Genomic DNA, 22108 nt, shown 5'->3' on the forward strand with positions numbered 1-22108 from the left:
GTGAAGGAACATGAGTAGTGCAATAACAGGAATACTATTAGCCGTAACTTTCATTTTTTTTGTACTCTATGCGATGAAGGGCGGCAACTTGACTGTTGGGTTCTTCGTAATGGCAATCTTATGGACGATCATCGGAATGGTGCCGTTTAACATAGCTGTAAAAGAAATCTTTACCGAGCCTGTTTTAAATTATGGAAAAACGGCTGCGTATATTATCTTTGGTTCCTGGTTTGGACGAGTGTTAGTTGATACTGGAATCGCAGGAAGTATTAGTCGTCGCACTGAAAAAGTCGGAAAGAAAAGTCCTGTCCTAGCCACTGTTTTGATCGCTCTTGTAATCGCTTTAATCTTTACGAGCTCTTATGGAGTTGGATCGGCTATTGCAGTTGGGGTCATTCTGTTTCCAATTATGTTTTCGATTGGGGTACCAAAAAATATTGCTGTTTCCGTTTTTACGATTGCTATTGGTGCCGCAATGTATGTCAATAATGTGCTGTTTGTACAATTTCAAGTGTTCTTTCCGAAAGTAGCATGGGGCCCTCATTACCAACGCTTCGGTTTTGTGGCGATGGGCGTGCAAATGGTGATTCTGATACTGTTCATTTTGTTTAACGCAAAGAAAATTCAAAATGGCAAACCTGAAATTGTCGAAAGTGATTTGAAAGAGGAAGTAGTGGAAGTTCCAATTTGGACGTATGTATTACCAGTTATGCCTGTAGCCTTAAGTATTTTTGCTAAATGGGATGCTGTACCAGCCCTTTTGCTTTCAACCATCATCGCTTTTGCTGCGACAGGCAATATGAAACGTTACAGCAAATTTGTGACGATGATGAATGAGACGGCTAAACATGCGATTAGCGACATTGCTGGTTTGTTGATTATGCTGTTTGTCTTAACTATGTTTCAATCGGCAGCTGTTCATGCAATGTCAGGTTTTACGAGTGTCTTTCAAGAAATCATTCCAAGCAGCAAGCTTGTCTTAATTATTATCGTAGCGATTATCGCGCCGCTTTCTTATTTCCGTGGGCCACTAATGCTGTATGGCGCCGGTGCTGCAACTGCTGCAATTTTGGTTGGAACGGGAATGTTTGACCAATATTTCTTATACGGTCTGTTAGTCGTACCGTCTATGATGGGTGTCTCAGCTTGTATTACTCAATCGTGGAATTTATGGTCTGTACAATATGCCGGTTTGGATACTAAAACGTTCTTAATGACAGGACTGCCATGGGCGTGGGCAGCAACTGTTTTAAACTTGATTGTTGCCTATATCTTACTTTAAAGGAAATCAATAGATTTTAGTTGCAAATTAGTTTTAATAGTAAGCTGTAAAAAAATAACTAAAAGGGAGTAATTAACATGAGTGAGTTTTTAACTATTGGTGAACCAATTGCATTGTTCGGATCAGAAGAAGTCGACAAATCCTTAAAGGATGCTTGTCATTTTCAAAAATTTTTAGCAGGAGCGGAGGTTAATGTCGCTGTCGGTGTTTCTCGTTTAGGTCATAGCAGTGAATACATTACACAAGTCGGAAAAGATCCATTTGGCGAGTTTATTATTGATCGCCTGCATGAAAATAAAATTGGGACAGATTATATTTCTGAAACGGCTGACTTTTGGACAGCTTTTCAATTAAAGGACCGCGTTAGTCAAGGAGACCCAAGCATATTTTACTTCCGTAAGGGTTCGGCTGCCGCTCATTTTAATCAAGCAATATTAGATAAAATTGATTTTTCAGAGGTGAAAATGGCCCACTTATCCGGAATTTTTCCAGCTATTTCAGCTGAGGCCCAAGAAGCCTTCCGCTATTTGATTCATTTATTAGAAAAGAACAATATCCGTACGACCTTTGATCCCAATTTACGTCCTCAGCTTTGGGCGAGTCAGGAAGAGATGGTGGAAACGATCAATGATTTGGCTTCCCATGCCGAAATTGTCCTTCCAGGAATCAATGAAGGAGAAATTTTGATGGGCAGTCGTGATCCGGAAACAATTGCGGACTTCTATTTGAACAATGGAGAAGCAACGAAAACAGTGATCGTCAAGTTAGGGACTGAAGGGGCTTATGTGAAACAAAAGGATGGTACTTCCTTTACTGTACCAGGGTTTAAAGTAGCGGAAGTTGTAGATACTGTCGGTGCTGGTGATGGCTTTGCAGTTGGGTTGATCACTGGCTTGATCGAAGGAAAATCTTTAAAGCAAGCGGTTATTCGTGCTAATGCCATTGGGGCGATGGCCGTTCAATCCCCTGGAGATAACGATGGATATCCAACTCCTCAAGAATTAGAAGAATTTTTACAACAACAGGAAGTGGAAGCATGAGATTACAAGCAGCAATTGACCGTGTATCATTAGAAGAGGCGATTGCGTTAGCCGAACAACTAGATGGTAAAACAGACATTTTGGAGATGGGTACTTCTCTGGTCAAGGATTATGGAAATCTGGCGATCGAAAAGTTGAGAGAGGTCTTGACGCAAACGGATTTGCTAGTAGACAGTAAGACAATTGACGAAGGGGCCTATGAATTTAATCAAGCTTTTCGTCACGGTGGAGACATTGTAACTGTGATGGGCGCAGCCTCGATTGATACTTTAAAGGTATGCTATGAAGTCGCCGAAAAACAGAATAAAACAATGATGATCGATTTACTTGAAGTGACAGATGAGAAAATTGAAAGAATTAAAGATTTCCCCAATGCCATCTATGCCTTACATCACTCAGTTGATCGGAAAGATTCGTTTGATGCGACCGCAAGTGTCGAAGCTTTTCACCAAAAATTCCCCGAAATCAAACGATTGGCGATCGCAGGCGGAATCGATTTGACACAGGCGGAGTTGTTAGCAGATCAAGGATTAATTGAAGTTGTCATTGTCGGATCAAAAATCACTAAAGCGGAAAATCCGCTGAAAGCAGTAAATGAATTCATGGGAGCTGTTCACAAATGAAAACAATCGAAACAATCATGCAAGAAATCAATCAGGTAATGGAGCTAGTTGATGAAACGGAACTGGAGCAAGCCTTACCACTGTTTCAAAAAAATAAGCGAATCTTTGTAATCGGAGCAGGTCGCAGCGGATTCCAAGCGAAGGGCTTTGCAATGCGTTTGATGCATATCGGTTACACTGATTATGTTATGGGTGAAACAATCACTCCTTCGATTCAAAAAGGAGATACTTGGGTGGCTATTTCCGGATCAGGTACCACTAAAGGAATTGTTTCAGATACCGAAACAGCGAAAAAATTGGGACTTGATATTGTGGTGTTAACGAGTGCTAAAGAGTCTCCATTAGCCAAGCTTGCTGACAAAGTTATTGTAGTACCTGGCGCAACAAAGACTGGTGCTGGAGTAAAATCTGTTCAGTTATTATCAAGTTTATTTGACCAGACAGTGCATATCACCTTGGATGCTTTAACCTTGAAGCTGGCTCAACGTGATCAAACATCAAATGAAGATGCCCTTCATGAGCATGTCAATGTAGAGTAGGTGAGCAAGATGAAAAAAATGGAACGATTAACACGCATTGAATATGCTGGTGTAGTGGCCGTTGTCAGGGAAGATTCTCAAAAACGTGCCATTGAGGCAGCACGCGCCGTCATAAAAGGCGGGATTAAGGGGATTGAAGTTACTTTTTCTGTACCGCAAGCAGATCAAGTAATTGCACAATTGAAAGAAGAATATCAAAATGATTCCAGCGTAGCGATTGGTACAGGAACAGTTTTGGATGCCGTTACCGCTCGTTTAGCGATCTTAGCAGGTGCAGAGTTTATTGTTAGCCCTTGTTTTGATCAGGCTACGGCAGAAATGTGTAATCTTTATCAAGTTCCGTATCTGCCAGGTTGTATGACAATTACTGAGATGCAGCAGGCAATGAAAAGCGGTGCAGATATCGTAAAACTTTTTCCTGCGAATAATTTTACTCCCCAAATGATTAAAGCAGTAAAGGCCCCACTTCCACATGCGAATATTATGCCGACTGGCGGAGTGAATTTAGAAAATATAGCGGCCTGGAAACAAGCGGGAGCAATCGTTGTTGGTGTTGGCGGCAACCTATTTAAGGGTGTCAAAGATGATAATTACGAATTAGTTTCTCAAACCGCTAAACAATATATTGAGGTGTGGCGAGAAAACTAATTGCTTAACATTTTTCCATCTTTTTTTGAGATAGATCGTGCAAGAATCACTTTGCAGATAATTTTTCTCCATTGACAAGCTGAAATATCTCTGCTATTTTATTAGCAATTGATGAAACGCGTTGATAAAGAAAGTAAAGTAATCATCTTTGTTAAAGAGAGTTCCTGTTTGGTGAGAGGGGATGCAGAGCAATTACTTGAAAATGGCTTTTGAGCGGATTTCCCGAAAATTTAAGGAAATACGGATGCCCCCGTTAACAAGGCACAGTCTCCAAGGTAAATTTTGGGTACTGATTGAGGTGGAATCTGTGAGGATTTTACGATTAAAGGTGGTAACGCATAGTCTATGCCCTTAGCAATTATATTTGCTGAGGGCTTTTTTGTGTTTCTTCCTTAACTGGGATGACGATCTCAGTACGAAATTGAATCACTGATAACTTCAATAATAAGTGTAAAATTGGAAGGTGGAAGAATAATGGCAGGATTTTTAGTAGTTCAAACGGATTTTGGTTTACAGGATGGTGCAGTCAACGCGATGTATGGAGTAGCTTATCAAGTTGAACCAAAACTCAACATCAATAATTTAACGCATGAGATTGAACCTTATAACATTCATGATGCAAGCTATCGTTTATTACAGGCGGTCACTTATTGGCCAGCAGGAACTGTTTTTGTATCGGTTGTTGACCCTGGTGTTGGTTCAACTCGTCGCAGTGTCGTCGTAGAGTTGAAGGATGGGCAATATGTAATCACGCCAGATAACGGAACATTGACGTATTTAGCCCAATATGTCGGAGTTAAGGAAGTTCGACAAATCGATGAGGAGAGTCAACGTCTGCCAGGCTCATCTGAAAGCCACACATTCCATGGTCGAGATGTCTATGTTTATAATGGTGCCCGATTAGCTAGCGGCAAAGTAGGTTTTGCTGAATTAGGAACGATTATCCCAAGCAGTGAATTAGTGACGTTCCCCTTGATCGCTCCAGAACAAACACAAGATAAAATTACGGGAACAATTGATATTACCGATATTCGATTTGGCTCACTGTGGACGAACATTCCTGTGGGTTATTTCAAAAACTGGCAGGTTGAATATGGACAAAGCCTGCTAGTAAAAATATACTATCAAGGTGTGGTCCGTTATCAAGATGAAGTTGTTTTCGGGCGTTCCTTCGCTCAAGTGGCACCGAATGAAGCAGTTCTTTATATTAATTCATTATTAAATGTTGGATTAGGGATTAATTTGGATTCATTCTCCGCAGTTTATAAAATCGGTACTGGCAACGATTGGACGATTGAATTGACTAAAATTTAAGGCATTAAGCACTTATCAAATAAAAAAGGGGTATAAAGTATGAATAAGAAATTTACGGTAAAACACATTGTAGCAATTGGGATTGGCGCGGCAGTTTTCTTCATTTTAAAACGATTCGTGACGATTCCTACAGGTATTCCCAATACGGATATTGCAACGGCGTATCCTTTCTTAGCACTATTAGGTGTCGTTTATGGGCCAATTGTTGCTGGATTGGCAGGGTTTATCGGTCATGCATTAGGTGATTTAACAACTTATGGTGCATGGTGGTCTTGGATCGTTGCTTCAGGAATTTTAGGTGTATTTTTCGGTTTGTTAGCAAAACGAATTCCAATTGAACAAGGTGTATTTGGCAAGAAAGAAATCGGAATCTTTTTAGTTGGTGAAACGATTGCCAATTTGATCACATGGGTGGTTATCGCACCGATCGGGGATATCCTGATCTATGCAGAAGCACCAAGTAAAGTCTTTACTCAAGGTGTCGTTGCCGGAATCACGAATTCAATCGTAACAGGAATTATTGGCTTTATTTTATTAAAGGCTTACGCACAAACGAAGACGAAAAAGGGCAGTTTGAACAAAGAAGCTTAGAACGTGAGGATATAAAATGATCGAGTTTCGTGATTTTACATTTCAATATGACAGTCAAGCTGAACCGACATTGAAAAAGATCAATTTGACGATCAATCAGGGAGAAAAAATTTTGATCATGGGGCCCAGCGGCTCAGGAAAATCGACTTTGGGAAAATGCTTGAATGGGATCATTCCGCAAAATGAAAAGGGGGCTTTTACCGGCAGCTTGATGATCAATGAGAAGACTTTTAGCGAATCATCAATTTATGATCTTTCTCTTGATGTCGGTACGGTGCTGCAAGATACAGATAGTCAGTTTGTTGGTTTGACGGTTGCAGAAGATATCGCCTTTTCTCTGGAAAATGAAATGATTCAACAAGCAGAGATGCGAGAAGCAGTTAATCATTGGGCGGAAAAAACTAATTTATTAGCACAACTAGAAAAACGGCCACAGGATCTTTCTGGTGGTCAAAAGCAGCGGGTGACAATGGCGGGAGTGCTAATTGATGAAACACCGATCCTACTATTCGATGAGCCGCTAGCCAATCTTGACCCTCAGACCGGCTATGAAGCAGTTCAAATGATTGATCAATTGTATCAATCGCAAAAATTTACAACGATCATCATTGAGCACCGTTTGGAAGAGGTTTTAGCGGCACCCATCGATCGTGTTGTTTTGATGAACGAAGGAGAAATTGTTGCGGATATGACACCGACTGAATTACTTAAAAGTGATTTATTAGCCAGCTACGGGATTCGTGAGCCGCTTTATATCACCGCGTTGAAGCGTGCAGGAATTTCTCTGAAGGATTTTTCTGATCTAACGCAGGTCGATCAATTGGTTTCACCAGAAATTTCTTCTGCTTTAGCAAAATCGCAAGGTGAATTTAAACCTATCCCAATAAAAGAGGTTCCATTACTAGCATTGAAAAAAATTTCCTTTGGTTTTGGCAAAGAGCTGGTGATTAAGGAGATTGATTTGACGCTTTATCAAGGTGAGATGGTCAGTTTAGTCGGACATAACGGTGCAGGAAAATCAACCTTATCCAATCTGATCACTGGTTTCTATCCTTTGCAAGCAGGGGAGTTATTATGGAAAAAACAGTCGATAGCGGATGAAAGTATCAAAGAACGAGCAGATAAAATTGGCTACGTGCTGCAAAACAGCAATCAAATGTTATCGAAGAATATGATCTTTGAAGAAGTTGCCTTAGGATTAGAAAATCGTGGAGTTGAAGCAGATAAGATCAAAGAAAAAGTATTTGATACGTTGAAGGTTTGTGGCCTTTATGAGTTTCGTAATTGGCCGATCTCCGCTTTGAGTCATGGACAAAAACGCCGTGTAGCGATTGCCGCAATTTTAGTGTTGGAGCCGGAGCTATTGATTTTAGACGAGCCGACTGCGGGGCAAGATTATTATCATTACAATGAGATGATGACCTTTTTAAGAAAATTGAATCAGCGGGGAATTACGATTTTGATGATTACCCACGACATGCATTTAATGCTTGAACATACGCAACGAACACTGGTCTTAAAAGAGGGAGAAATCATCGCTGATGAAACACCAGCCAAAGTACTATCTTCGGCAGAGCTTGTCGCTTCAGCGAGCTTACGGCAAACAAGTCTTTATCGTTTGGCAAAAAATAATCAATTAACAGATGCGACTGGTTTTGTATCAGCCTTTATCCGGCACGACGAGGGAGGAGCCTATGGAAGGAAGTAATTTAATCGGTTATTTGCCGAAAAAAACTGTAATCCATCAACTCAGCGGCTTCACCAAACTTTTATGCTTTTTGATGATCTCTGTGGTTGGGATGATTTCTTATGATACACGCTTTTTATTAGGGCTGGCGATTTTTTCAATAATTTTATTTCGCACAGCGCAAATTAGTTACCGCGAAATTTCGTTTGTGGTGAAATTTATCGCCTTTTTCTCACTTCTAAATTTGTTGACGGTCTATTTATTTGCACCAGAGTATGGAGTGACAATCTATGGCACGCGTCATGTTATTTTTGAAGGGATCGGACGTTACACCGTGACGCAGGAGCAACTTTTTTATGAGTTCAATTTGTTGATCAAGTATTTCGTGACCATTCCTCCAGGTTTGATCTTTATTCTGACCACGAATCCTAGCGAACTTGCTTCAAGTATTCATCGGGTAGGCGGGTCTTATAAGATCGCTTATGCCTTTTCTCTAGCACTGCGTTATATTCCAGATATCCAGGAAGACTTTCGAACGATTTCTAAGGCACAGCAGGCGCGCGGAAACGAGCTTTCTAAAAAGGCCTCACTGATGAAGCGAGTGCGGGGAAATTTGACAATCGCGATTCCGTTGATCTTTTCAAGTTTAGAGCGAATCGAAACTATTTCATCCGCTATGGAGCTGCGTCGATTTGGGAAGAAAAAGGGGCGAACGTGGTTGTTGGCGAAACCGCTAAGACGCAATGATTACTTAGCGTTATTTTTGGGTATCATTTTGTGTTCGACTGGAATCGTCTTACTAGTTATCAATGGTGGTCGCTTTTATAATCCATTTCGTTAAAAGACAGAGCATTCTGCATTTACGCAGAGTGCTCTGTCTTTTTTTATATATTGAACGATCTTATCTATTTAATAGATCACTGATTTTATTCAGCACGATTCGCAATTCCAGGGATAAATTTCAAACAGTAAAGAGCGCATAGTCCAACAACGATGTAGATAATTTTTGCGAGAATCGCCGTACTTCCACCAGATATTGCTGCAACTAAATCATATTCAAAAAGACCAACTAATAACCAATTAATTCCACCAACGATCAACAAAATAAGCGCGATAATATCTAGGTATTTCATCTGTAAACCCTCCCTTCTGATTTGTTTAACAGTACCATAATTGGATACCCTACCATATTTATCTGCTCAAGAATTGATTTTTCTTATTTTATATGGTAATAAAATGCTTTAAACACATGAGAGCTCTTATTTTTCTAGTTGAAAACTGTTTTTTTATCTTATAGATAAGAGGTAGGAACTCCATTTAATGCTGCATCTAACTGACAAATTCTTTTTAGAAATTGTGCACTTTCATCAAGGGGAAATGCTTACCGTTATAGATGCAAAAGTTTGCTCGAAAACAATAAAGTATGGAAGGGAAAAAACGTCGTCATACCAAGTTATCAATCTGGTACGATGGCAGTGTTTTTTTTAGAAAGCAAACCATTTAGTTTAAAAAATGAACTTTTTTTTAATTAAAGAAACTATCCTATAACTTAGCGCGTATAATGTAGGTAAGAGAATCTGAGGGCAGAAAGGAAGCGAGCTGAATGTTGAATCCGTTTATCAATGCAGGTTTAGAAGTTGCTTTAAAAGACCTTTTTCGCGATAAATATACTACCGGTCAAGTTTACCCAGCTACTGCTACCGATGTATGTAAAGAGCGTTTGATTGTTTATGTCTATCCTAATAGCTTGAAATTCGTTTTTGTTGATCAGGAACAAGAGGCTTTAGAACAGCTTTCTTTAAATGAAGTAGAAGAGCAGTAAAAGGAAAGAAGATGTTTCAACTTGAAAAGAAGCATCTTCTTTTTCAATGAAAAAGGTGAGGAACTCTTAAATGAGCCTCACCTTTAGTATTATTTAATTTTGTCTAAGATTAATTGCGCACAGTCAATTTGATTGGGAATATTGCCAGCTTCGTCTTTCACGCGCCAGATATCGGGAGTGATCTCATCAACGACATACATTTTCCCTTCATCATCATAACCAATCTCAATCTTGAAATCAATTAGAGTCAAGTTCATTTCAGCCAATGTTTCTCTAAGTACAGTACCGACTCTGGTCAAAATATCCAAACCTTCATCGTATTGCATGGGTTTCAAGATACCCTTCATTTGACATAAGCGATCGGTAATTAATGGATCACCTTGTTCATCGTCTTTTAAAGTCACTTCCAAATAAGGTGGGTCGAAGGGTAATCCTTCTGGTAGAGTAAAACGACGACACATACTGCCAGCAGTGAAATAACGCAATACAAATTCTAAATTAGGTACGGTTAACTGCCGAACCTTCATCATTCCTTTTTCGATGTCTGCGTCTAGATAATGGGTAGGGATACCATTTTTTTCCATCAGCTCAAAAAAGTATTTGGAAATAATTAGGCCGATTTTCCCCTTGCCGTCAACGCTTCCGCCAACAGTGTTTGAGCCCGGATCAAAGACGCCATCTTCACCAGTTGCGCTATCTTTAAATAGTAAATAGACTTCCCTGTTTTCCTCATCTAGTAGTACTGTTTTTGTTTTCCCATCGTACAATTCTTCCATTTTTTCCCGCCTTCTCTGAAATATCCAGTGTTTTAAAAAATGATAACATTGGATATTTTTAGTGTCGATGATTTTTCGGATTTTATTTTAAAAAAGAAGCCGAATGTTCGGCTTTTGTTTGATAGAGTGGTGGGGAATGTACATAAATCTAGATGATGAGTGTTTTTTTCTGAAATTAGTGATCTGTCTATATAAAAACTATTGGTTCTTAATCGGAATACAAAAAGTTTGCAATTTTATCTATAAAAAAAACCGAAACGCTGTTACATCAACGTTTTGGCTTTGCTCTGAAGATCATAGAATGGAGACGGCGGGAGTCGAACCCGCGTCCAAACATATCGACACCTAAAAATCTACGCTCATAGTCATACTATTTAAATTTCGCTTTGTCTTCTGCCGCATGACAGGCCGCAGACATTGCTAGTCTGATAGGCTCTTTTACAACTTGCAGACGGAAAGTTGTAACGTATCCCACTTAGAATAGGACCCTTACTCGAGCACATGGGCGATACCGAGAGGATCTACGCTAACTGTTTTTAGGCAGCTAAAGCGTAAGAGTTATTGTTGTTTTTAGCAGTTATATTTAACTGTAACGTTTTTACGTAGACGTAACCTACGAAGCGCAATTCAGGCTCAAACTATGCCTGTCGAATCCGTAACGTCCCCCTAATGAATAATTTTGTTGCAAGAAAAAGTATAACATTTCGTTATAAAAAAAGCAAAGAAGTAAATGAGAAATGAAGAATTTATTGTGCTAGAGTCCAAAAAATTGAAGAAAAAACAAATAGTTAGTGAAGATACGGGTAAGGTAATGGTTCAAAAAAATGAAATAGAGTATACTTAGAATGAGAATCAGATGATACCAGGGGGTTAAAGTATGAATATTTTAATGATTGAAGACAATGAATCCGTTTCGGAAATGATGCAAATGTTTTTCTTGAATGAGGGCTGGGAGGCTGAGTTTAAATACGATGGAAAAGAAGGATTGGATGCCTTTAAGGCGGAACCCGAGAAATGGGACATGATTACTCTTGACCTGAATTTGCCTAGTATGGATGGAATGGAAGTCGGACGTGAAATTCGAAAAATCTCTAAAACAGTTCCGATCATTATGTTGACAGCCAGAGATTCTGAAAGCGATCAAGTAATTGGTTTAGAAATGGGTGCGGATGATTATGTAACGAAACCTTTTTCACCACTAACCTTGATTGCCCGGATTAAGGCATTGCACCGTCGTAGCGAATTAACAACGGAACCGCAAAAGGAAGCTGCGGCAACGAATGACAATTTTGATATTCAAACAGATCATTTTAAAATGAATTTAAAAACTCGTGAGGCGTATCTAGACGGAAAGCCGATTGACGGATTAACACCAAAAGAATTTGATTTATTATATACAATGGCGAAAAAGCCGCGCCAGGTATTTACTCGTGAACAGCTATTGGAACTAGTTTGGGATTATCAGTATTTTGGTGATGAACGAACAGTTGATGCCCATATCAAGAAATTACGTCAAAAAATTGAGAAGGTCGGTGCACAGGTTATTCAAACCGTTTGGGGCGTTGGCTACAAATTTGACGACACTGAGGTTGGTCGATGAAATACCTGTATCAACAATTACTGGCTTTTGGCGGCTTGATTCTGTTGATTCTATTAACTTTAGGACTATCCTTTACACAATTTACCCGTAAAACGTTGGAAGACAATAACTACAAAGAGTTATTAGGTTATGCCCAATCAATGGAAAAGAATAATTTGTCCTTGAGTCGAGATATTCGTTTTGAGGGCATGTCGAGTAATGAGATTTTTCAATTTGCGATTGGCGTGACTGAATCGAGTTTAAATCAGCAAGACGTATCTTTTGTCTTTATTGATAAGGATCGAGAGGTGCAATACCCTGAAAAATCAGGAAAAGTAAATCCGCACTTAGTCAGTGATGAGCAATGGAAAGCATTGAAGGCTGGACAGCAGCAGAAGGAAACTAGTTCTAAAAATGTGATGGGGCAAAGTCAAACGACTTCTTATGCGATGGTTCCTTTTTTCACTGAGGGCGTGTTCTTTGGAGTCTTGCTGGTCAGTCAACCAGCGATGAATGTTGAGACAAGTGTCAATTCCATCGTGGCCGATTTATTCAAGGCCTTTATTATCGCTTCTATCATTGCGATTATTGTCAGCTATTTCTTTGCGACACAGCAGGTGAAGCGTATTAATCGAATGCGTTCAGCAACAAAAGAGGTTGCGGCAGGAAACTTTGATGTGGTGGTGCCGAATCGCAATCGCGACGAATTTGATGATCTGGCGGATGATTTTAATCGTATGACGGTGTCCTTAAAAGAGTCGCAAGATGAAATCGAACGCCAAGAGGAGCGGCGGAAGCAGTTCATGGCGGATGCTTCACATGAAATGCGTACACCTTTAACAACGATCAACGGTTTGTTAGAAGGGCTGCAATACAATGCAATCCCTGAAAATCAGAGGGAGAAGGCCATCAAGCTGATGCAAAACGAGACCTCTCGTTTGATTCGTTTAGTTAATGAAAATTTGGATTACGAAAAGATTCGAACCAATCAAATTAGTATTTTGCTGCAGGAGTTTAACGCAACGGAGGCAGTAGCCACATTATTAGCTCAATTAGCAGCTAAAGCTGAAGCCTCAGGTGATCACTTAATCCTTGAAACAGATGAACCGATCACTGTCTATGCTGATTACGACCGTTTTGTCCAGGTGATGGTAAACTTGATTCAAAATGCGATTCAATTTACTAAGGATGGAACGATTGCTGTTGCTATTACAAAATTGGAGAATGCAACGGAGATTAAGATTTCCGATACTGGTATCGGAATGTCCGAGGATCAAGTGAAGAATATCTGGGATCGCTACTATAAAGCAGATCCATCGCGGAAAAATACAAAATACGGTGAATCTGGTCTAGGGTTATCGATTGTGCAAGAACTAGTTCGTTTGCACAACGGAACGATTGAGGTTTCCAGTGAACTAGACAAGGGAACTACATTTACAGTCGTCTTTCCAGACAAACCAGAAGCAGTAGAAGCAACCGAAGAACAAAAAGAAGCGTAAAACCAAATCGGTTTTACGCTTCTTTTTTGCTTTGTTTTAAAGAATGGCTAAAATAATAAAATTCAAGATGAATAAAAGATCTACGACCCAAAGAATTGGGGAGATTTCATTGGTTTTACCTTTGATTACTTTAGCGATCGTGTAGAAAATAAAACCAGCGGCGATCCCGTAAGAGATGCTGTAGCAAAGTCCCATAAAGACACTGGCAAAGAAGGCTGGAACAGCTTCTTCTAAATCTAACCAATTGATATCTGCGAATGAAGCTAACATCATGACACCGACTAAGATCAAAGCAGGAGCAGTTGCTTGTGCAGGAACGACTGCGATCAGTGGAGAGAACAAGCTGCTTAATGCAAATAGAATTGCTACAACGACAGAAGTTAGACCTGTTCGACCACCAGCACCAATACCGGCTGCTGATTCAACATACGTTGTTGTATTTGATGTACCAAAAATTGCACCGATTGAAGTAGCGATCGCATCTGCGAATAATGCTTTGTCCATCTTTGTTTTGAAGCCTCTTGAATCATCATCCAATGCTTTTTCATCCTCTTTTGAGAAGATTCCAGTACGACGGCCAGTACCGATGAAGGTTCCGATTGTATCAAAGGTATCGGATAAACTGAAAGCTAAAATCGTCATTAAAACTTGCGGTAACTTAGATGAATCTGAGAAAAGTGACCCCATACCGTCTGAACCAAAAGCCGCTCCAAACGTTGTGCCTAATTCTTGGATCGAACTACCTAATGAATTAGCATGCCAATCAATTGCTCCTAATTGAACAACACCCATAGGGATTCCTAATAATGTTGTAACGACAATTCCGATTAAGATTGCACCGCGAACATTTTTAACAACTAAGATGGTTGTAATAACTAAACCAAAAACTGCCAATAAAATCGGCGCGTTATTGAAGTTTGCTAAAGCTGGAACGATTCCGCTGTTGATTGTAACGTTAGTCGCTTTCCCACCTTCAACGACACTGCTGGTGATCGCAGATGAATCTGCACTAAAGGAAAGAAGTCCTGCATTTTTGATTCCGACGTAAGCAACGAAGATTCCGATCCCGCCGCCGATTGCATGCTGCATACTTTCAGGAATTGCGTGAATAATTAATTTACGAATTTTGGTTACAGTAATTAAAATGTTGATAATCCCACAAATGAATACCATTGCTAGGGCTTGCTGCCAAGAATAGCCAAGTCCAAAAACGACTGTATAAGTGAAAAACGCATTCAGCCCCATACCAGGTGCTTGCGCATAAGGAACATTAGCGAATAATCCCATTACTAAAGTTCCGATCACAGAGGCGATGATCGTAGCTAGAAAAACTGCCTGAAAGGGCATCCCTGAAGCTGATAAAATACTTGGATTGACGAATAAAATATAACTCATGGCGAAGAATGTTGTGATCCCTGCCATCACTTCAGTGGAAATGTTGGTGCCTTGTTCTTTTAATTTAAAGAATTTCTCCATTATAATTAAACGCTCCTTAAGAATAAGTTCATTATATCGGCAAAAACCGAATACTTTTAAAGTATAATGAAGAAACAATCGACTTTCAACAATAAGTTCATTAAGAGAACAAATAAAAAGAAGAATGTTCGTGTTTAGCGAACATTCTTCTTCTTTGTGGTGGTACTAATCAAGCGGAAGGAGATGATCAGTACACATAAATATAAGAAGAGGGAGAAAACAGCTTTAGAAAGAGCACAGAAAAATAGATCAAGCAAAGTCGTCGAGGAGAGCTCAAATGATAAGGAGGAACGAATGGAATAGGCGATCCCGCTCGTGCCATTACTCAAGACAAAATTGGGCAATTCCTTTATTTGATTCAACCCTTGATGATAAATAGCCTGCAAGATGGATTCGTAAACGGGCTCGAAAATGGTAAAAAATAAAATCAAACAAGTAGCGGCAATTAGTAAGCCGATAATGAACTCAAGTCCGGTTGAATAGATCAGCTGTTTAATTGAAGTCGTCGATTTTTTTTGGCGATAGATCCTGATGGCAAAAACGACAAATAATAGGACGAATAAGATAATCACGCTGACAGACAGTCGGAAAGAAAAATAGTGTTGCAGCTGATCGATTTCTTTACTAGTAAATAATTGGATTTGAGGGGAAGAATCCAACTGATTCAAAACGAGCCTCAACATTCCTAAACTGGTTAAGACAAAGAGAGCGACCAAATAGATCACCCAAGATATTGAAAATTGGATTCGATGTCTTTTGATTGTTGAAAGCGTCGTTGAAAAAAGTTCCATAGATTCCCACCTCTTACTAATAAGTATAAAATCCTAATTTGAAAGAAATATGAATTCTATCGGAAGAAATAAGTGCAAACAAATAAAGACCTTTCACAGTTTTTGTGAAAGGTCTTTGTTGGAGATTATTGTTGATTTTGCTCTTGGTATTGCTTATACGTTTCAGTCTTGTAAAGCTCTTGGGTGGATTCTTTTCCTTTTTGATCAAACAGACTGGTTGATTTATCTCCCAGTTTATTTTCGACTTTTTCCATCTGCTTAAGACCGTCTTTATAATCAAATTGCGAAGCGTCAATTGGTTTCAATCCGCTGGCTGAGTAGAAGCGTAGCAGGTCGCCGTTATTGATATTATCTGAAGTACTCAACTGAGTAGAAACAGCTTCTTTCCATGCTTCAGATTGCTTTTGCAAAGCTTCGTCCGGTTCAGTGATTGCCAAACCATCTTTATTGCTATACAAGCTTCCGCTATAGTAGGTATATTCTGGTGTCACATAATCGCCATCACGGAAAGCGACGATTTGATCATGATCTTTTGATAGCAGATCTTGACCTAATTGAATGTACTTGCTTGTATCTACGCCCAAAAGATGTAACAGAGTAGGTAAAGCATCAACTTCACCACCATATGTGTGGTTGATTCCGCCTTTATCTTGACCAGGAACATGGACCATGTAAGGAACACGCTGCATTTGTGCATTATCAAAGTTTGTCCAGGTTTCCTTTGACTTGCCAAGTAATGGTGCTAAGTCAGAGTTTCTTGAATTTGAAATACCGTAATGGTCACCATACATGACGATGATTGAATTCTCGTACAAGCCTGAAGCTTTCAAATAGTTGAAGAATTCTTCAACTGCTTTATCTAAATAGTTGGCTGTCGCAAAGTAACCGTTGATGGTTTCATCATTGGTGTTTGCCATTGGGAAACCAGCTTCGTCATTCTTGAACTCACTGTAAGGGTAGTGGTTCGAAACGGCGATAAATTTCGTATAGAATGGCTGTTGCAGACGTTCTAAATACTTCACAGATTGCTGGAAGAAAGGTTTGTCGTGCAAGCCATATTGGAATGAGTTTTCATCGTTCACATCGTAATAAGAAGAATCGAAGAAATAATCATAACCAAGATTTTTATAAGTTTCAGAACGGTTCCAAAAACTTCCAGAGTTTCCGTGGAAGGCAGCACTTGTGTAGCCTTCAGTTTGCTTCAAGATATCCGGAGCTGCTTGGAAAGTATTTTTTCCGCCTAATTGTGAGAATAATGAGCCTTGATTCAAACCAAACAAAGAGTTTTCCATCAACGTTTCTGCATCTGAGGTTTTTCCAGCTTTTACTTGGTGGAAGAAATTATCAAATGAGAAGGTGCTGTTGCTATGGAAAATACTGTTCAAGAACGGTGTTACTTCATGCTCTTGACCATTTTCATCCTTTAGTTTGTAGTCAATCACGAATTGCTGCAGACTCTCCAAATGAATCGTAATAACGTTGCGTCCTTTAGCGATACCATAATAGTCGCTGTTTGGAGCTGCGTAATGATCTTTTACATAAGATTCGACTTCTTTTAAATCATTGGGACTTGCCTCGGCGCGAACTTGGTTGGTCTTATAGGTTTGGATACCATCGTAGACAGTGAAGGCATTTACTCCCAGATATTTGATCAAGTAGTCGCGAGAAAAAGTACGGGTTAATAATTCAGGACGATCGGCTTCAGCAAGGAAAAGATTTCCTGAGAAAATCATGATCGAAAGAGCAGTCATAGCGATAGCCATCCGAGCACGTACAGGTCGTTCCTCTCTTTTAATGCCTTTGCGCCATAAAAGAATTGGTAAAATCACAATATCAATCAAGTATAGAACGTCGTAAGGGCGGAAGAGACGAATTGCACTCTCACCCAAACCACTGGCCACTTTACCAGCACCTAGGAAAGTGTTCACGGTAATAAAGTCAGTAAACTCACGATAATAAACAACGTTGGCAAAGAGTAAGAAGCTCGCCAGTGCGTAGATAACCATCATCGTGGCATAAGAGGCTTTGGACCGTCGCACATATAAAGCAATCGACAGTAAGAACATCGTCGACGCGATTGGATTGATAAACAGGATGAAGTACTGAGTCAGACTCTCAATCCCTAAATTAAATTCAAATAAGTATGCAAAAACACTTTTCGCCCATAATAAGAATGTCAGTAACGCATAAAAGCCGAGACGTTTATTCAAAAAAGTAGGAGCTTTTAGTTTTTTCAATAGTAACTTCCTTTCTGTCGCAGAAAAAATGCGAGTGTTCACTTGTTACTTAGTTTACTCGGTTCCATCAAGTCAGTCAATTCTTATTAAATTTTGAGCAATCAGGCTTAAAGAAAACTTTATAAGCGAAAAATACGCTTTTTTTTTGCTATACTATAGAAGAAAGCGGGGATGAGAGTGGAAATAGAATTAAATAATTACGGTGTTAAACGTATCCGTCAGGGAAACCCATTAATTCAGCAAGAAGACCTGAAACAGAATATAAAAAAAATTCCTCTAGAATGGGTAGAGTTTGTCGATAATAAACATAAATATATCGCGGCTGGTTATTTAGGGAAACAAAATAAAGGCTTTGGTTGGGTGCTGGATCAAACACAACGACCAATCAACCAAGCTTTTTTAATGGATAAATTTCAGCAGGCAATTGATCAGCGCCAGGCATTCTTTGCTGATCCGGGGATGAATACTTTCCGTTTGTTTAACGGCGAGGGCGATGGCATCGGAGGCGTGACTGTTGACTACTATGCGGACTACCTAGTGATATCTTGGTACAACGAAACTATCTATCATTTTCAAAAACTGATCGTGGATAGCTTACTGGCCGTTTTTCCAAAGGCGAAAGGAATCGTTGAGAAAATTCGCTTTAAGAGTGAAGGCAAGGAAAGTCGTTGGTTAGCAGGAGAAAAACCGCAGGAACCTTTAATAGTACTGGAAAATGGCGTTTCTTATGCCGTATACTTAGATGAAGGCTATATGACGGGGATATTTTTGGATCAAAAGGAAGTCCGGGGACGTTTGACGGAGGGTTTAGCTGCTGGGAAGACAGTCTTGAATATGTTCAGCTATACAGGAGCTTTTTCAGTAGCTGCTGCATATGGCGGCGCGTTAGAAACGACAAGTGTTGATCTGGCACAGCGAAGCCTGCCTAAGACACAAGAACAATTTGAAGTAAACGGTCTACCATTAGATCAACAAAAAATAATTGTTATGGATACATTTGACTATTTTCGCTATGCATTAAGGAAGGGTTTAAGTTATAATTTGATTGTCTTAGATCCACCTAGTTTTGCCCGTAATAAGAAAAAAACTTTTTCTGTTGCGAAAGATTATGGGCGTTTGATCGAAGACAGTGTGGAAATTCTTTCTGATGAAGGGATGATCATCGCCTCTACCAATGCGGCGAATCTTCCAATAAAAAAATTCAAGCAAGCGATCGAAACAGCCTTTCAAAATAAAAATGTCACGTATCAATTGACAGAAAGCTATCGGTTGCCCGCAGATTTTCCAGCCAGTAATTTTGAAGAAAGCAATTATTTGAAAGTATTGTTTTATATGATAAAAAAATAGAAGAAAATGGGATGGGATGCGTATGATGGATATTCAAGTAAGAGAGGTACGATTTGATGCGGGAAAACCTAAAATCTGCGTACCGATTGTGGGTAAAACTTTCGAGGAAATCATTGAACAGGCAAATGAAGCCAAGAAGGTTGCCGAAGTAATCGAATGGCGAGCAGATTATTATGAAGATGTCTTAGATGACGATAAATTGAATTCGACTTTGCTAGCATTGAGGGATGAGATCAGGAACATTCCATTGATTTTCAGTTTGCGGACGACAGAAGCCGGCGGACAGCTTGACATTTCTCTAAACCAATACCGTCATATTAACGAATTTGCTGTTTCTTCACGTGCGATCGATCTGGCTGATGTGGAAGTTTCCATCATTGATCAATTATCGACGACGTTTATCAAATGGATGCAGGCCTTGGATGTGCGGGTGATTTTGAGTTATTACAACTTTAAGGAAACGCCAGAGGATGCAGTGATTTTGTTCCGCTTAAATTTGATGGAGCACTGGGGAGCAGATATCGCGAAAATCGTCCTTGAGCCACAGAACGAGGCAGATGTCTTACGCCAAATGGGCATTGTAATGAAGGCACAGACTTTCGTAACCCTACCCGTCATATCGGTTTCTCGAGGCAGACTTGGTAAATTTTCACAAATCAGTGGTTCATTGGATGGTTCCTGCATGACCTATGGTTGTTTAGAAGGACAATCTTATGATGATGCCCAGATTGAAGCAGAAAAATTAGCATTGATGATCAATGAATTAAAATAAAGAGGTTTCCGGTTTTCTGGGATTCCTCCAACTCTAAACAAGTGAAATTCCAAACTCGGTCTTTGAGTCTGGAATTTTTTTGTTTGTTCCATCAAGCTTGTTGTACCAAGCAAGTCCATTTATGCAATTTTTTCATGCAAAACGACTTATTTGTTTCCTATGTACTTTTTTGCTAGACTTTAGAAAATGAATGAAGTGAGGGATTGACTTGGCTAAGAAGAAAATTCAAAAAACCAATGCGATTCGTTTAGTCGAACAAAAGAAGATCGCTTATAAAGAACATGAATATGCATGGAGTGAGGATGATTTAGGAGCCGGCCATGTTTCTGAACAGGTGAAGATTGAACCTGCGAGAATTTTTAAAACCCTCGTAGCAGTTGGAAACAAAACTGGTCCAGTCGTAGCAGTTATTCCTAGTGATCATGAATTAGATTTGAAGAAAATCGCGAAGGTCAGCGGCAATAAAAAAGTCGAAATGCTACATCTGCGAGATTTGGAAGCGACGACAGGCTATATTCGTGGCGGTTGTTCGCCGATTGGAATGAAGAAGCTTTTTCCGACCTTTGTCGATGCCTCGGCTGAAAATTATGAACAGATCGCAATTTCGGCAGGCAGAAGAGGGCTGCAAATGGAAATTGCCCCCGACGCCATCGTAGAGCTGACGCGAGGACAATTTGCGGAGCTGACGTATTAAGCAAAGGCGCTATAGGCGGCATGTGTGCCAGCAACATAACCTGTGCAAAAAGCGGTGGTGATATTGTAACCACCTGTATACCCATTTACATCAAGAACCTCCCCGGCAAAATACAAGCCGGGGATTTTTTTGCTGGCTAGTTCCTTAGGGTTGATCTCCTTTAGCTCAACGCCACCACCAGTGACGAAGGATTTCTCTAAACCAAATGTTTTGTTTGCAGTCATAGACCAGTCCTTACAATAGGAAAGAAAGCGGTCCAATTGTTCTTTCGAAGTTTGACTGTAAGGCAGATCGCTGATGCCGACTTTTTCTAAAAAGAAGAGCAGTAGTCGCTCAGGCAAGAAGCCTGTTAAGGCATTTTTTAATTGTTTTGTGGAAGCTGCCGCACGCTCTCTGATTTCTTCAAGTAGTTCATTGGTAGATTTTTCCGGAAAACAATCGAGTATCAGGGTCACTGTCTCTTGTGTTCGCAACAACTGATTAACAAAGCTTGAGCAACGCAAGGCCGCTGGTCCGGAGATGCCGAAATGAGTAAAGAGCAAGTCCATCTCATGGCTCGCAATTGATTTATTTTTCTCGTCAACAACCGATAATTTTACGTCCTGCAAAGACAAACCCTGCAATGTTTTAGCTGACACAAAATCATCAGTTAAAAAAATCGGTGATTCTGTTGGATAGAGAGGTGTCACATGATGACCAACACCTTTAGCAAAACGATAGCCATCACCTTGCGATCCAGTTGAAGGATAAGTAATTCCACCAGTCGTGACAACAACGCTCTTAGCAGAATAATCTCCTTCTGCTGTTCGAATGCCTTGAATTTCAGTACTATCGGAGATAATTTTTTCGACAGGCTCTTTAAAATGTAATTCAACGTTTAAATTTTCTAATTCGTCCTTCAAGGTATTAACGATCGTAGCTGACTTATCTGAGACGGGAAAGATTCGGCCATGGTCTTCTTCTTTTAGAGCCACGCCGCGTTCGTTGAAGAAGGTCATCACATCTTGGTTGTCGAATTGCGAAAATGTACTATATAAAAAGCGGCCGTTACCAGGAATATGGACAATCAAGTCATCCACTGGACGATTATTCGTCACGTTGCAGCGACCGCCACCAGTCATCAGGAGTTTCTTGCCTAATCTTTTATTTTTCTCAAATAGAGCGACCTTGGCTCCGTTTGTCGCCGCTGTGATTGCTGCCATCATCCCGGCAGGGCCGCCGCCGATTACGATTACATCAAATGTTTTACTCATTTTAATTTATCCTCATCTTTAATTGATTTGTTGGGTTTGTTTGTATAATCATACTTTAAATACGAACAATTTTCAGTCAATTTGCAGTGCAGCATGAATTTTTTTTCACTTCTATTAGAAAATGATGTAAACTATGAG

General features: G+C 39.9%; 21 protein-coding genes, 1 other RNA gene and 1 other annotated feature. Of the genes, 15 read left to right on the top strand and 7 right to left on the bottom strand.

The features are described 5' to 3' along the window. The first annotated feature begins 10 nt into the window (after window positions 1-10). From KQI58_RS12830 to KQI58_RS12870, 9 genes are all read left to right on the top strand, one after another. A complete protein-coding gene (locus KQI58_RS12830) occupies window positions 11-1282 on the top strand; it encodes a gluconate:proton symporter (protein ID WP_216409485.1) in 1272 nt (423 codons plus the stop codon). Window positions 1283-1359: 77 nt separating this feature from the next. Beyond that, on the top strand, window positions 1360-2322 hold the full coding sequence (locus tag KQI58_RS12835) for a sugar kinase (protein ID WP_216409486.1): 963 nt from the start codon (window positions 1360-1362) through the stop codon (window positions 2320-2322). Further along, window positions 2319-2945: an orotidine 5'-phosphate decarboxylase / HUMPS family protein gene (locus tag KQI58_RS12840; protein WP_216409487.1), complete on the top strand. Its 627-nt coding sequence runs from the start codon at window positions 2319-2321 to the stop codon at window positions 2943-2945. The genes KQI58_RS12835 and KQI58_RS12840 overlap by 4 nt, the downstream gene beginning before the upstream one ends. Next, window positions 2942-3484 (top strand): 6-phospho-3-hexuloisomerase, encoded by a 543-nt coding sequence (gene hxlB, locus KQI58_RS12845; RefSeq protein WP_216409488.1) that lies wholly within the window; start codon window positions 2942-2944, stop codon window positions 3482-3484. Before KQI58_RS12840 ends, hxlB begins: the two co-directional genes overlap by 4 nt. A gap of 9 nt (window positions 3485-3493) precedes the next feature. Then, window positions 3494-4132, top strand: a complete 639-nt coding sequence (locus KQI58_RS12850) for a bifunctional 4-hydroxy-2-oxoglutarate aldolase/2-dehydro-3-deoxy-phosphogluconate aldolase (protein WP_216409489.1) — start codon at window positions 3494-3496, stop codon at window positions 4130-4132. Between the two features lie 112 nt (window positions 4133-4244). Next, window positions 4245-4488: a binding site (T-box leader), on the top strand. A 118-nt stretch (window positions 4489-4606) separates the two neighbouring features. Next, on the top strand, window positions 4607-5446 hold the full coding sequence (locus tag KQI58_RS12855; protein ID WP_216409490.1) for an SAM hydrolase/SAM-dependent halogenase family protein: 840 nt from the start codon (window positions 4607-4609) through the stop codon (window positions 5444-5446). 39 nt (window positions 5447-5485) lie between these two features. Next, complete coding sequence (locus tag KQI58_RS12860) at window positions 5486-6037, top strand: ECF-type riboflavin transporter substrate-binding protein (protein ID WP_216409491.1); 552 nt, start codon at window positions 5486-5488, stop codon at window positions 6035-6037. Between the two features lie 16 nt (window positions 6038-6053). Beyond that, the gene (locus KQI58_RS12865; protein ID WP_216409492.1) at window positions 6054-7745 is read left to right on the top strand and encodes an ABC transporter ATP-binding protein; all 1692 of its coding nucleotides are present in this window, start codon (window positions 6054-6056) and stop codon (window positions 7743-7745) included. Then, window positions 7732-8565, top strand: coding sequence for an energy-coupling factor transporter transmembrane component T family protein (locus tag KQI58_RS12870; protein ID WP_216409493.1), 834 nt, complete (start codon window positions 7732-7734; stop codon window positions 8563-8565). Before KQI58_RS12865 ends, KQI58_RS12870 begins: the two co-directional genes overlap by 14 nt. 85 nt (window positions 8566-8650) lie before the next feature. On the opposite strand, the gene KQI58_RS12875 is transcribed toward KQI58_RS12870, so the two are convergent. Then, complete coding sequence (locus KQI58_RS12875) at window positions 8651-8857, bottom strand: DUF378 domain-containing protein (protein WP_216409494.1); 207 nt, start codon at window positions 8855-8857, stop codon at window positions 8651-8653. Window positions 8858-9327: 470 nt separating this feature from the next. Between KQI58_RS12875 and KQI58_RS12880 the strand changes: the two genes are divergently transcribed. Then, the gene (locus KQI58_RS12880; protein ID WP_216409495.1) at window positions 9328-9546 is read left to right on the top strand and encodes a hypothetical protein; all 219 of its coding nucleotides are present in this window, start codon (window positions 9328-9330) and stop codon (window positions 9544-9546) included. An 89-nt stretch (window positions 9547-9635) separates the two neighbouring features. Here the strand turns inward: KQI58_RS12880 and KQI58_RS12885 are convergent, their stop codons facing one another. Together KQI58_RS12885 and ssrA are read right to left on the bottom strand one after the other, a co-directional pair. Beyond that, window positions 9636-10322: a phosphoribosylaminoimidazolesuccinocarboxamide synthase gene (locus KQI58_RS12885; protein ID WP_216409496.1), complete on the bottom strand. Its 687-nt coding sequence runs from the start codon at window positions 10320-10322 to the stop codon at window positions 9636-9638. 299 nt (window positions 10323-10621) lie between these two features. Then, window positions 10622-10988, bottom strand: a transfer-messenger RNA (tmRNA) gene (ssrA, locus tag KQI58_RS12890). A gap of 211 nt (window positions 10989-11199) precedes the next feature. Between ssrA and KQI58_RS12895 the strand changes: the two genes are divergently transcribed. After that, on the top strand, window positions 11200-11922 hold the full coding sequence (locus KQI58_RS12895) for a response regulator transcription factor (protein WP_216409497.1): 723 nt from the start codon (window positions 11200-11202) through the stop codon (window positions 11920-11922). Further along, entirely contained in the window at window positions 11919-13400 is a 1482-nt protein-coding gene (locus KQI58_RS12900) for a sensor histidine kinase (RefSeq protein WP_216409498.1), read from the top strand. The genes KQI58_RS12895 and KQI58_RS12900 overlap by 4 nt, the downstream gene beginning before the upstream one ends. A gap of 36 nt (window positions 13401-13436) precedes the next feature. Here the strand turns inward: KQI58_RS12900 and KQI58_RS12905 are convergent, their stop codons facing one another. From KQI58_RS12905 to KQI58_RS12915, 3 genes are all read right to left on the bottom strand, one after another. After that, complete coding sequence (locus KQI58_RS12905; RefSeq protein WP_216409499.1) at window positions 13437-14876, bottom strand: NCS2 family permease; 1440 nt, start codon at window positions 14874-14876, stop codon at window positions 13437-13439. 134 nt (window positions 14877-15010) lie between these two features. After that, window positions 15011-15667, bottom strand: coding sequence for a hypothetical protein (locus KQI58_RS12910; RefSeq protein WP_216409500.1), 657 nt, complete (start codon window positions 15665-15667; stop codon window positions 15011-15013). Window positions 15668-15792: 125 nt separating this feature from the next. Further along, window positions 15793-17904, bottom strand: a complete 2112-nt coding sequence (locus KQI58_RS12915) for an LTA synthase family protein (RefSeq protein WP_216409501.1) — start codon at window positions 17902-17904, stop codon at window positions 15793-15795. Window positions 17905-18081: 177 nt separating this feature from the next. Here KQI58_RS12915 and KQI58_RS12920 point away from each other — a divergent pair, with 177 nt between their 5' ends. The 3 genes from KQI58_RS12920 to ybaK all read left to right on the top strand — a co-directional run bounded on the left by KQI58_RS12920 (window position 18082) and on the right by ybaK (window position 20717). Then, window positions 18082-19251 (top strand): class I SAM-dependent rRNA methyltransferase, encoded by a 1170-nt coding sequence (locus KQI58_RS12920; RefSeq protein WP_437177529.1) that lies wholly within the window; start codon window positions 18082-18084, stop codon window positions 19249-19251. Between the two features lie 22 nt (window positions 19252-19273). After that, complete coding sequence (gene aroD, locus KQI58_RS12925; RefSeq protein WP_216409503.1) at window positions 19274-20023, top strand: type I 3-dehydroquinate dehydratase; 750 nt, start codon at window positions 19274-19276, stop codon at window positions 20021-20023. A 208-nt stretch (window positions 20024-20231) separates the two neighbouring features. Then, window positions 20232-20717: a Cys-tRNA(Pro) deacylase gene (ybaK, locus tag KQI58_RS12930; protein ID WP_216409504.1), complete on the top strand. Its 486-nt coding sequence runs from the start codon at window positions 20232-20234 to the stop codon at window positions 20715-20717. Here the strand turns inward: ybaK and KQI58_RS12935 are convergent. Next, on the bottom strand, window positions 20714-21970 hold the full coding sequence (locus KQI58_RS12935) for an NAD(P)/FAD-dependent oxidoreductase (protein ID WP_216409505.1): 1257 nt from the start codon (window positions 21968-21970) through the stop codon (window positions 20714-20716). The genes ybaK and KQI58_RS12935 overlap by 4 nt on opposite strands. Between the last annotated feature and the right edge of the window lie 138 nt (window positions 21971-22108).

Origin of the sequence: Enterococcus raffinosus (assembly GCF_018917525.1) — a bacterium.
In the GTDB taxonomy this organism is placed as follows: Bacteria; Bacillota; Bacilli; order Lactobacillales; family Enterococcaceae; genus Enterococcus_A; species Enterococcus_A raffinosus_A.

Excerpts from the sequence above, each read along its gene's own strand:
- KQI58_RS12830 (WP_216409485.1), top strand. The coding sequence starts at position 11 with ATGAGTAGTGCAATAACAGGAATACTATTAGCCGTAACTTTCATTTTT.
- KQI58_RS12835 (WP_216409486.1), top strand. The coding sequence starts at position 1,360 with ATGAGTGAGTTTTTAACTATTGGTGAACCAATTGCATTGTTCGGATCA.
- KQI58_RS12840 (WP_216409487.1), top strand. The coding sequence starts at position 2,319 with ATGAGATTACAAGCAGCAATTGACCGTGTATCATTAGAAGAGGCGATT.
- hxlB (WP_216409488.1), top strand. The coding sequence starts at position 2,942 with ATGAAAACAATCGAAACAATCATGCAAGAAATCAATCAGGTAATGGAG.
- KQI58_RS12850 (WP_216409489.1), top strand. The coding sequence starts at position 3,494 with ATGAAAAAAATGGAACGATTAACACGCATTGAATATGCTGGTGTAGTG.
- KQI58_RS12855 (WP_216409490.1), top strand. The coding sequence starts at position 4,607 with ATGGCAGGATTTTTAGTAGTTCAAACGGATTTTGGTTTACAGGATGGT.
- KQI58_RS12860 (WP_216409491.1), top strand. The coding sequence starts at position 5,486 with ATGAATAAGAAATTTACGGTAAAACACATTGTAGCAATTGGGATTGGC.
- KQI58_RS12865 (WP_216409492.1), top strand. The coding sequence starts at position 6,054 with ATGATCGAGTTTCGTGATTTTACATTTCAATATGACAGTCAAGCTGAA.
- KQI58_RS12870 (WP_216409493.1), top strand. The coding sequence starts at position 7,732 with ATGGAAGGAAGTAATTTAATCGGTTATTTGCCGAAAAAAACTGTAATC.
- KQI58_RS12875 (WP_216409494.1), bottom strand. The coding sequence starts at position 8,857 with ATGAAATACCTAGATATTATCGCGCTTATTTTGTTGATCGTTGGTGGA.
- KQI58_RS12880 (WP_216409495.1), top strand. The coding sequence starts at position 9,328 with ATGTTGAATCCGTTTATCAATGCAGGTTTAGAAGTTGCTTTAAAAGAC.
- KQI58_RS12885 (WP_216409496.1), bottom strand. The coding sequence starts at position 10,322 with ATGGAAGAATTGTACGATGGGAAAACAAAAACAGTACTACTAGATGAG.
- KQI58_RS12895 (WP_216409497.1), top strand. The coding sequence starts at position 11,200 with ATGAATATTTTAATGATTGAAGACAATGAATCCGTTTCGGAAATGATG.
- KQI58_RS12900 (WP_216409498.1), top strand. The coding sequence starts at position 11,919 with ATGAAATACCTGTATCAACAATTACTGGCTTTTGGCGGCTTGATTCTG.
- KQI58_RS12905 (WP_216409499.1), bottom strand. The coding sequence starts at position 14,876 with ATGGAGAAATTCTTTAAATTAAAAGAACAAGGCACCAACATTTCCACT.
- KQI58_RS12910 (WP_216409500.1), bottom strand. The coding sequence starts at position 15,667 with ATGGAACTTTTTTCAACGACGCTTTCAACAATCAAAAGACATCGAATC.
- aroD (WP_216409503.1), top strand. The coding sequence starts at position 19,274 with ATGATGGATATTCAAGTAAGAGAGGTACGATTTGATGCGGGAAAACCT.
- KQI58_RS12935 (WP_216409505.1), bottom strand. The coding sequence starts at position 21,970 with ATGAGTAAAACATTTGATGTAATCGTAATCGGCGGCGGCCCTGCCGGG.